At 64.1% G+C, this 9,561-nt stretch carries 8 protein-coding genes; 7 read left to right on the forward strand and 1 reads right to left on the reverse strand.

Annotated elements, in window-relative coordinates; all coding sequences use genetic code 11:
* Nucleotides 1-346: 346 nt before the first annotated feature.
* The 5 genes from lpxC to FJ425_RS25535 all read left to right on the forward strand — a co-directional run bounded on the left by lpxC (nucleotide 347) and on the right by FJ425_RS25535 (nucleotide 7,087).
* Nucleotides 347-1,294: a UDP-3-O-acyl-N-acetylglucosamine deacetylase gene (gene lpxC / locus FJ425_RS25515; RefSeq protein ID WP_140726822.1), complete on the forward strand. Its 948-nt coding sequence runs from the start codon at nucleotides 347-349 to the stop codon at nucleotides 1,292-1,294.
* A 203-nt stretch (nucleotides 1,295-1,497) separates the two neighbouring features.
* Nucleotides 1,498-2,367, forward strand: a complete 870-nt coding sequence (locus FJ425_RS25520) for an outer membrane protein assembly factor BamD (RefSeq protein WP_095769002.1) — start codon at nucleotides 1,498-1,500, stop codon at nucleotides 2,365-2,367.
* An 8-nt stretch (nucleotides 2,368-2,375) separates the two neighbouring features.
* Complete coding sequence (gene recN, locus FJ425_RS25525; protein WP_140726825.1) at nucleotides 2,376-4,049, forward strand: DNA repair protein RecN; 1,674 nt, start codon at nucleotides 2,376-2,378, stop codon at nucleotides 4,047-4,049.
* 137 nt (nucleotides 4,050-4,186) lie between these two features.
* A complete protein-coding gene (gene ligA, locus FJ425_RS25530) occupies nucleotides 4,187-6,394 on the forward strand; it encodes an NAD-dependent DNA ligase LigA (RefSeq protein ID WP_140726828.1) in 2,208 nt (735 codons plus the stop codon).
* Between the two features lie 3 nt (nucleotides 6,395-6,397).
* Entirely contained in the window at nucleotides 6,398-7,087 is a 690-nt protein-coding gene (locus FJ425_RS25535; protein WP_140726831.1) for a TIGR02453 family protein, read from the forward strand.
* 22 nt (nucleotides 7,088-7,109) lie between these two features.
* Here the strand turns inward: FJ425_RS25535 and FJ425_RS25540 are convergent, their stop codons facing one another.
* A complete protein-coding gene (locus FJ425_RS25540; protein WP_140726834.1) occupies nucleotides 7,110-7,868 on the reverse strand; it encodes an SDR family oxidoreductase in 759 nt (252 codons plus the stop codon).
* Between the two features lie 379 nt (nucleotides 7,869-8,247).
* Between FJ425_RS25540 and FJ425_RS25550 the strand changes: the two genes are divergently transcribed.
* Together FJ425_RS25550 and FJ425_RS25555 are read left to right on the forward strand one after the other, a co-directional pair.
* A complete protein-coding gene (locus FJ425_RS25550; protein WP_140726840.1) occupies nucleotides 8,248-8,976 on the forward strand; it encodes an AzlC family ABC transporter permease in 729 nt (242 codons plus the stop codon).
* Entirely contained in the window at nucleotides 8,973-9,269 is a 297-nt protein-coding gene (locus FJ425_RS25555) for an AzlD family protein (RefSeq protein WP_140543309.1), read from the forward strand. Before FJ425_RS25550 ends, FJ425_RS25555 begins: the two co-directional genes overlap by 4 nt.
* Nucleotides 9,270-9,561: the final 292 nt, after the last annotated feature.

Below are 9,561 nucleotides of genomic sequence, written 5' to 3' on the forward strand. Positions count from 1 at the left end.
GTAGCGCTGATCGTTAACGATGTATAACGGTTGTTAACAGGCAGACGAGAAATCGTCTGCCTGTTGCTTTTACAAAACGCATTGAAAACAATGGCTTAAGAGCTATTTCTGACACATTTCCGTGGTTACACGGGGTAAGAAACCGTGATTTGGAGTCTCCAGGGCGGGCCATTATCTTCGCCACGGACTAAAGTCGGTTTGCCGGGATTCGGGGAGTAGCCCTGCCTGCCGATTATACAGAGCCGCATGCTCTTGCTTATTTTGCCGCCTTTGCGCGAGCGCCAGACCATCAGACTGGCTGCAAGATACCCAGGGCCAGTGGAGCGGACGCAGGCATTTTGGGCGTATGGGGTTACTCTTGCACGACTATCAGACGACAGTGAAATCGCGCGCGACGCTGGCTGGCATCGGCGTCCATAGCGGCAAGACCGTCACCGTTCATTTCCTGCCGGCCGACGCCGATACCGGCATCGTCTTTCATCTTTCGAATGGCGGCGAAGCCCGCGAGCTCCGCGCCCTGGTCGCGGAAGTCGGCGCCACCGATCTCTGCACCATGCTTGGCGATCCGGCAGGCGATCATATCGGCACCGTCGAGCATCTGATGGCCACGGTGTTCGGTCTCGGCATAGACAACCTCATCATCGAGATCGACGGTTCGGAAGTCCCCATTCTCGACGGCAGCGCCATGGCCTTCGTCGAAGCCATCGACCAGGCCGGCATCGAGACGCTGGCGGTGAGGCGTCGCTACATCCGTGTCGTCAAGCCGGTGCGCGTGGAAGCCGGCGCGTCCTGGGCGGAGTTCCGCCCCTATGACGGCACGCGGTTCGAGGTCGAGATCGATTTCGAGAGCCCGGCGATCGGCCGCCAGCAATTCGCCTCCGACATCAATCCCGACATCTTCCGCCGCGACATCGCGCGCGCTCGCACATTCGGCTTCATGAAGGACGTCGAGAGGCTTTGGGCCGCCGGCTACGCGCTCGGCTCGTCGCTCGAAAACTCGCTTGTCATCGGCGACGACAACCGCGTCATCAATGTCGGCGGGCTGCGCTATCCCAACGAATTCGCCCGCCACAAGACGCTCGATGCGATGGGCGATCTGGCACTGGCCGGCGCGCGCTTCATCGGCTGCTTCCGCTCCTATCGCGGCGGCCACCGGATGAATGCCTCGGCATTGCGCCGGCTGCTTTCCGACCGGACGGCCTTCGAGATCGTCGAGACGAGACGTCGCGAGCGTGGCCGCGTCGCCGAGATGATCGCCGTCAGCGGGCCGGTCTACGCGCCCTGGGTGATCTGATTTTTTAACCGTTTTCTGGCTTTGTGGTCAGGCTTGTGTTGCATGGCTGCATCACAGGGCCGCCAAAACGCGCGGCTTTGATCATCGCGTCGGCCTGCCACAAAAATGTGCGATTGGCCGGACATAGCGTTGCCGGGCAAGGGGATAATGGTTTATGGCTTCGGCCCGGGACCGAAACGACGCCGAAGGGGCGGAATCCAAACATGTTTTTTTCGCGAGTTGGTCAATCGGTAACGCCGCGTCGGGGTGTTTTGCTGGCGCTGTCGGTGGTTGCTCCCGCGCTCGTGCTGTCGGCCTGCATGTCCTCCGAGAAGGATGTCAACCTGGCGACCTATGTCGACCAGACCGAGCCGGCCGACGTTCTCTACAACCAGGGCCTGGCCAACATGAATGCCGGCCGCCTCGATGAGGCGAGCAAGAAGTTCGACGCGGTCGACCGCCAGCATCCCTATTCGGAATTCGCACGCAAATCGATGGTGATGGGCGCTTTCGCCGACTACCGCGCCGGCAACTACGACGAGGCGATCGGTTCGGCCAAGCGCTACCTGACCCTCTATCCCTCGACAGACGACGCGGCTTACGCGCAGTACATCATCGGCCTCTCCTACTATCGGCAGATCAAGGACGTCACCCAGGACCAGAAGGAGGCGCGCCAGACCATCCAGACCATGCAGGATCTGGTGACGCGCTGGCCGAACTCCGAATATGTCGGCGACGCCAAGGACAAGATCCGCTTCGCCAGCGACCAGCTCGCCGGCAAGGAGATGCAGGTCGGGCGCTACTATCTCGAACGCCGCGAATACATCGCCGCCGTGAAGCGTTTCCGCACCGTGGTCGAGAACTATTCCAACACCCGCCATGTCGAGGAGGCGCTCGCGCGCCTGACCGAGTCCTACTATGCGATGGGCCTGACCTCGGAAGCGCAGACGGCAGCGGCGGTGCTTGGTCACAATTATCCGGACAGCCCGTGGTACAAGGATTCCTACAAGCTCCTGCAGAGCAACGGGCTTGAACCCCGCGAAAATGCCGGATCGTGGATTTCCAAGGCCGGGAAGCTGATCACCGGCGCCTGAAGCTTGCGATGCTGTCCAGACTGTCGATCCGCGATATCGTCCTGATCGAGAAGCTGGACATCGACTTCCTGCCTGGGCTTTCGGTGCTGACCGGCGAAACCGGCGCCGGCAAATCCATCCTGCTCGATGCGTTGTCGCTGGCGCTTGGCGCGCGCGGCGATGCCTCGCTCGTCCGCCATGGCGCCGCGCAGGGTCAGGTCATTGCCGTGTTCGACGTGCCGCGCAACCATCCGGCACGCGCGTTGCTCGCCGGAAACGACATCGAGGACGATGGCGACATCATCCTGCGCCGCGTGCAGACCGCCGATGGCCGAACCCGCGTCTTCGTCAACGACCAGCCCTCCAGCGTCACCCTGATGCGCGATGTCGGCCGCGCCCTGGTCGAGATCCATGGCCAGCATGACGAGCGGGCGCTGGTCGATCCCGGCGCGCATCGCGAATTGCTGGACAGTTTCGGCGGCCATCTGGGCGCCGTGCGCGGCACAGGCGAAGCCTGGCGGTACTGGCGAAACTGCGAGCAGGAGCTTTCCCGGCATCGTGCCAAGGTCGAGGCGGCGGCGCGCGAAGCCGATTATCTGCGCGCTTCCGTGGCTGAGCTCGCAAGACTCGACCCGCAGCCGGGCGAGGAAACGGAGCTTGCGGAGTTGCGCGCGACGATGATGCGCGTCGAAAAGATCGCCGCCGAAATCCATGATGCGCAGGATGTGCTGTCGGGGCCGTCCTCGCCCTTGCCGCAGCTCGCCAGCCTGTTGCGACGGCTGCAGCGCAAGTCCAGCGAAGCGCCCGGCCTGCTCGACGACGTGGTGAAATCGCTCGACGAAGCGATGATCTCGCTCGACGCCGCGCAGTCCGGCGTGGAAGCAGCGCTTCGCGCCACCGAATATGATCCGCAGCGTCTGGAGAAGGCGGAAGAGCGTCTGTTTGCGCTGCGCGCCGCCTCTCGCAAGCACAGTGTCGCGGTCGACGATCTGGCGCAGCTGCGCGACACGATGGTGGCCGATCTTGCCGACCTCGATGCCGGCGAGGAGCGGCTGCACGCGCTGGCCAAGCAGGCCGCCGCGGCGCGCGAGGCCTACGATATTTCCGCGGCGCAGCTGTCGTCGCTGCGCCATGCGGCGGCGGCGGGCCTGACCAAGGCTGTCATGGCGGAACTGCCGGCGCTCAAGCTCGAACGGGCCGAGTTCATCGTCGAGATGGGAAGCGATGCCGAAAGCCGCATGGAAGAAGGCATCGACCAGGTCGAATTCTGGGTGCGCACCAATCCGGGCACCAGGCCGGGACCGATGATGAAGGTCGCTTCCGGCGGTGAGCTCTCGCGCTTCCTTTTGGCGCTGAAGGTGGCGCTGGCCGATCGCGGCTCGGCGCCGACCCTCGTGTTCGACGAGATCGACACCGGCGTCGGCGGCGCGGTGGCCGACGCCATCGGCCAGCGGTTGGCGCGGTTGTCGAAGCGGGTGCAAGTGCTTTCGGTCACGCATGCGCCGCAGGTCGCTGCGCGCGCCGCCACGCATTTCCTGATCTCGAAATCCGGCGGCAAGGACCGCGTCGCCACCGGCATTGCCGAAATGGACCGCGCGGCGCGCCAGGAGGAAATCGCGCGGATGCTGGCCGGCGCCACCATCACCGACGAAGCGCGCGCGGCCGCGGAGCGGTTGCTGCGCGAGAACACGGCGGCGGCTTAGAAGGTCGGGCCTCTTCGGTTCCAATCCGAGTCAGCAGATGGCTGCATCGTGCTGTTCAGCAATGATTTTCGCGCAAGCCCACTCCCTGCCGTCAAATCCTGATTTATAGTGGCGCGCCACAATCCAAGGACTGATGCATGTCGGAAAAACCCGTCGATTCGTTGAGCGAAGGCGAAGCCGCGGATGAGCTGAAGCAACTGGCGGCGGAGATCGCCGAGCATGACCGGCGTTATCACGCCGAGGACGCGCCGACGATCACCGATGCCGAGTATGATGCGCTGCGCCGGCGCAACCTCGCCATCGAAGAGCGCTTCCCCGATCTCGTGCGCGAGGATTCGCCGACGCGGCGGGTGGGCGCCCCGCCCGCGGAGGGCTTTACCAAGGTGCGGCACGCGGTGCCGATGCTGAGCCTCGCCAAGGCCTATACCGACCAGGACGTCGCCGATTTCATCGAGCGCGGAAGGCGCTTCTTCGACCGCGACAAGGACCTCGACATCGCCTTCACCGCCGAACCGAAGATCGACGGGCTGTCGGCCTCGCTGCGCTACGAGAGCGGCGTGTTCGTGCAGGGCGCGACGCGTGGCGACGGCACGGTCGGCGAGGACATCACCGCCAATTTGAAAACGATCGCCGATATCCCGAAGAAGCTGCAGGGTTCGGGCTGGCCGGAAATCATCGAGATCCGCGGCGAGGTCTACATGACCTATGCCGAATTCGAAGCTTTGAAGCAGCGTTCAGCGGCGGTCGGCGGCCAGGATTACGTCAATCCGCGCAACACGGCTGCAGGATCGCTGCGCCAGAAGGATCCATTGGTCACCGCCAGCCGCAATCTGAAATTCTTTGCCTATGCCTGGGGCTATACGACAGCGGACCCCGCGCCGACGCAGTTCGATTCCGTACAGAAGTTCAAGGAATGGGGCTTCAAGGTCAGCCCGCTGATGGTGCGGGCGAAGTCGATCGACGACCTGATCGCGCATTACCACCGCATCGAGGAGCAGCGCTCCTCGCTCGGCTACGACATAGACGGCGTCGTCTACAAGGTTGACCAGCTCGAGCTGCAGCGCCGCTGGGGTTTCGTCACCGGCGAGCCGCGCTGGGCGGTCGCCCACAAATTCCCGGCCGAGCAGGCGATGACGACCGTCGAGAAGATCGACATCCAGGTCGGCCGTACCGGCACGCTGGCGCCGGTGGCGCGGCTAGCGCCGGTAACGGTCGGCGGCGTGGTGGTCGAGAATGTCACGCTGCACAACGAAGACTACATCAAAGGCTTCGACAGCAACGGCCAGCCGATCCGCGACTGCATCGACGTGCGCATCGGCGACACGGTGGTCATCCAGCGGGCAGGGGATGTCATCCCGCAGATCGTCAGCGTCGTCGTCGACAAGCGGCCGGCCGGCGCGGTGCCTTATGAATTCCCGCATACCTGCCCGGTCTGCGGCTCGCCGGCGACGCGCGAGATCAACGAGAAGACAGGCAAGGAGGATTCGCGCCGGCGCTGCACCGGCGAGATGATCTGCGCCGCGCAGGCGGTCGAAAGGCTGCGCCACTTCGTGTCGCGCGGCGCGCTCGACATCGAAGGCCTCGGTGCCGAAAACATCGACCTGTTCTTCAATTCGGGGCTGGTGAAGACCGCCGCCGATATCTTCACGCTGAAGGACCGAAGGCCTGCTGTCACCAGGGCGCTGGCCGAGCGACGGGAGGAGCAGGCGAGGCTGCGCGAGGAAGCCTCGGGCAAGGCGCGCAAGAACGTGCGCAGCGTCGAGGAGCGCAATTATGAAGGTCTCGACAAGCTGTTTTCGGCCATCGACGCACGCCGCGAGCCGGAGCTCGACCGTTTCATCTTCGCGCTCGGCATCCGCCATATCGGCGAGACGACGGCGGCCGTGCTTGCCCGCCAATTCTCAACCATCGAGGAACTGATCCGTGTCGGCAAGGAGACGGCGAAAGCGGAGGATCCGCACAGCGTCTTCCCATCGATCAACGGCATCGGCGACACGGTGATCAACGCGTTGCGCGACTTCTTCGGCAATGAGCGCAATGACGATGTGCTGGACGCCTTGCTGGCGCAGGTTCATCCGAAACCCTATGTCGTGGAAATCTCGGCCGGCAGCGAAGTCTCGGGCAAGACGGTGGTGTTCACCGGCTCGCTGGAAAAGATGACGCGTTCGGAAGCCAAGGCGATGGCGGAACGGCTCGGCGCCAAGGTCGCGGGCTCGGTTTCGGCCAAGACCGACCTTGTGGTGGCGGGCCCTGGCGCCGGCTCGAAGCTGAAAGTTGCGAGCGACCTCGGCATCGAGGTGATCGACGAGGATACCTGGCTGCAGCGCATCGGCAGGGGCGGCTGATGACTGGCGCGTTCAAGGGTTTTTGGGCCGAAGGCCATTCCGTTCCTGAAGGCGCTCGACTTCCACCAGAGTCGTGAGTGGTTCCAGGAAAACCGCGACCTTTACGACAGCGAGCTGCACGGGCCGTTCTGCGATCTGGTCGAGACGCTCACAGAGCGCTTCGAGGCGGCCAAGCTCGGCTTACGCGGCGACCGCAAGAAATCGCTGTTCCGCATCAATCGCGACGTGCGCTTTTCGAAAGACAAGCGGCCCTACAACCGGCATCTCTCGGCGATCCTCTCGCCTGACGGCACCAAGATGGAGCAGGGCGTCTTCTATGTGCATATCGGTCTGGAGCGCTGCTTTGCTGGTGTGGCCTGGTGGCAGCCGGCGCCTGAATTGCTGCAGGCGATGCGCAAGGCGATCGTCACCAAGCCGGCCGCGTTCCGCGGCATGGTCGCATCGCTCAGGAAAGCCGGCCTGGCGCTCGATGCGGAAGACCGCCTGAAGCGGGCGCCGCGCGGTTTCGAGGAAGTCGGCGACGAGGATCTCGCCCAGGCGGTGCGCAACCGGCATTTCGTGGTCCGGCACGACATCGATCCAGCGACGATCCATTCGCCGGCGCTGGTCGACGATCTCGTCGGCTTCACGCTTGGCGCCAAGCCGCTGCTTGACTGGGGCAGGGCGATCCAGGGGACAGCCGTGGCGGCCTGACGCTCCGGCGGTCGCCAGGGGTTTACATCCGCATCAAGAGGCCGCCGTCGACGGCAAGCTCGATGCCGGTGATGTAGCTTGCGGCGTCCGAGAGCAGGAAGAGCGCGGCGTTTGCCATGTCCTGCGGCGTGCCGATGCGGCCGAGCGGCGTATAATCCGCCACGGCAGCGCGCTTTTCTTCGGTGTCCCAGCGCGCCTGCAGCGGCGTCAGCGCCATGCCGGGGCAGATCGCGTTGGAGCGGATGCCGTCGCCGGCAAGCTGCATGGCGAGCGACTTCGACAACGCGCAGACGCCTGCCTTCGAGGCCTGATAGGCATCCTGAGGCTTCGGGTCGCCGCGATACCATTGAATGGTGGAGAAATGCACCATGGCGCCGCCGCGGCCGCCGGCGCGCATCTGCGGAACGACCGCGCGTGCGGTGTGCACAAAGGACTTCAAATTGATGTTGAAGACCTGATCCCAAACATCGAGGTCCATTTCGAGCGCCGATTTGTCGCGACCGAACCACAATACGCCGGCGACATTGGCGAGATAATCGATGCCGCCGCGCTCGCGGCCCGCCGCGCCGATGGTCCGCTCGACAAAGGCCGCGTCGGTCAAATCGCCCTGGGCGAAGGTGAGCCGGTCGGCGTACGAGGCGAGGGAGGTCGGACGCGGCTTGATGTCGATGGCGGTGACGGAGGCGCCGGCATCGAGCAGCGCCCGCGCGATCGCTTCGCCCATCCCGCCGCCAGCTCCGGTGACGACCGCATGCCGGCCCGTGAAATCATAGACGACCATTCATTTCCCCTCGGTTCTTGCTGCAAGGCGCGACGCTATCTCTGCGCCAGGGCGCGATGGTTCGACAATAGGGGCCGGCAAAAAATCCCATCCGACGCCGGGCAGGCGTCGCACATCAGGGACTTCGAACGGCAGCGCTATTTCGTCAGCTGAGCAGTGGAGAACTTCCAACGCTTTGCAACGCCGGCGATCAGTTCCGCTGATCATTGGGTCAGGCGAATTGGTGTGACATTGAAAGCGACGCTCCCTAAATGAAACCGCTCTTAAAGCGCGTCGCGCTGAACGAATCCAGGCGACGCGCTTTAAGTCTTTTTGTTGATGCATGTCGTTGTCCCAGAACCGCTGCGCACTTCTGGGCGACATGCACGAGGAGCGGTGCATGGCAGCGGAAGCAATCTCTGAGGGCAGAACGGGCAGCGATTTCTGGGACGGCGTGCGGCTTTCAATGCCGGTGGTCGTTGCGTCGGCGCCGTTCGCGGTGCTGTTCGGCACGCTTGCGGTCGACAATGGGTTTTCCGTCCTCGAAGCCTTCCTGATGAGCGCGATGATCTATGGCGGCGCCAGCCAGATGGTCGGCATCGAGCTGTTCGGCCAGCATGTCGCGCCATGGTTGATCGTGCTGTCGATCTTCGCGGTGAACTTTCGCCACGTGCTCTATTCGGCCGGCATCGGCAGGCGCATCGCACACTGGCCGCTTCTGCAGCAGGCGCTCGGCTATTTCATCCTGACCGACCCGCAATTCGCCATCGCCGAGGCGAGGGCCGAGTCCGGCCGTCCCGTTGGCTTCGTCTGGTATCTGGGGCTAGGCCTGCCGGTCTATGTGTTCTGGGTGGTCGAAAGCGGATTGGGCGCGGTGTTCGGCAAGCTGATCCCCGACACGCATGCGCTGGGCATCGATTTCCTTTTGCCGATCTATTTCCTCGGCCTGGTGCTCGGCTTCCGCAGGCGGCCGCTTTGGGCGCCCGTCGTCGCCGCCAGCGCCGTCGCCTCGATCGTTGCTTATCGAACCGTGGGCTCGCCCTGGCATGTCTCGGTCGGTGCGGTCGCAGGCATCCTCCTGGCGGTGATCCTGCCGCCGCATCACAGCGGCGTGGGCAAGCGGCCATGAGCACGACCTTCTGGATCATCCTGGCCGGCGCCGTCGCCACCTATCTGACCCGTGTCGGCGGCCACCTCGTCATCTCGCGTTTCGAGACCATCCATCCGCGCGTCGAAGCCGGGCTCAACGCCGTGCCGGCCGCGGTGCTGACGACCTTGGTGGCGCCCGAGCTATTGCATGCCGGGCCCGCTGAGTGGGCGGCGCTGATCGTCACCGTGCTGGTGTCGCTGCGCGGCGGCCTGATGGCGATGTTCTTGGCCGGTGCGGCGGCACTGATAATCGCGCGCCAATTTGTGGGGTAAGAGCTTTGCCGGCGCGATCGTTTCGGATCGTCTGCGCTGCCCCTCATTGCCCTGATGGCATTCTCCCGTAACGGGCTACGGCATCGACACATTTCGAAGCGGCTGGTCTTTGGCGATAGCGTGTATGGCAGCTTGGCGCATGCATTGTCCAATGTAGCGCTGGTCGACCCCCCACTCCGTCTCGGCTTCGCCGAGCCACCTCTCCCCCGATCGACGCTAGGGCATATACACATCTCGCAAGGCCCAACCGTCGGCACAGGCACGGAAGTATGCGAGGCCGTTGTAGAAGGTG

It is taken from the genome of Mesorhizobium sp. B2-7-2 (genome assembly GCF_006440775.1).
GTDB lineage: Bacteria > Pseudomonadota > Alphaproteobacteria > Rhizobiales > Rhizobiaceae > Mesorhizobium.

What these genes read in the sequence shown, in the direction of transcription:
- lpxC (WP_140726822.1), top strand. Translation starts at nt 347, where the DNA reads ATGGGGTTACTCTTGCACGACTATCAGACGACAGTGAAATCGCGCGCG.
- FJ425_RS25520 (WP_095769002.1), top strand. Translation starts at nt 1,498, where the DNA reads ATGTTTTTTTCGCGAGTTGGTCAATCGGTAACGCCGCGTCGGGGTGTT.
- recN (WP_140726825.1), top strand. Translation starts at nt 2,376, where the DNA reads ATGCTGTCCAGACTGTCGATCCGCGATATCGTCCTGATCGAGAAGCTG.
- ligA (WP_140726828.1), top strand. Translation starts at nt 4,187, where the DNA reads ATGTCGGAAAAACCCGTCGATTCGTTGAGCGAAGGCGAAGCCGCGGAT.
- FJ425_RS25540 (WP_140726834.1), bottom strand. Translation starts at nt 7,868, where the DNA reads ATGGTCGTCTATGATTTCACGGGCCGGCATGCGGTCGTCACCGGAGCT.
- FJ425_RS25550 (WP_140726840.1), top strand. Translation starts at nt 8,248, where the DNA reads ATGGCAGCGGAAGCAATCTCTGAGGGCAGAACGGGCAGCGATTTCTGG.
- FJ425_RS25555 (WP_140543309.1), top strand. Translation starts at nt 8,973, where the DNA reads ATGAGCACGACCTTCTGGATCATCCTGGCCGGCGCCGTCGCCACCTAT.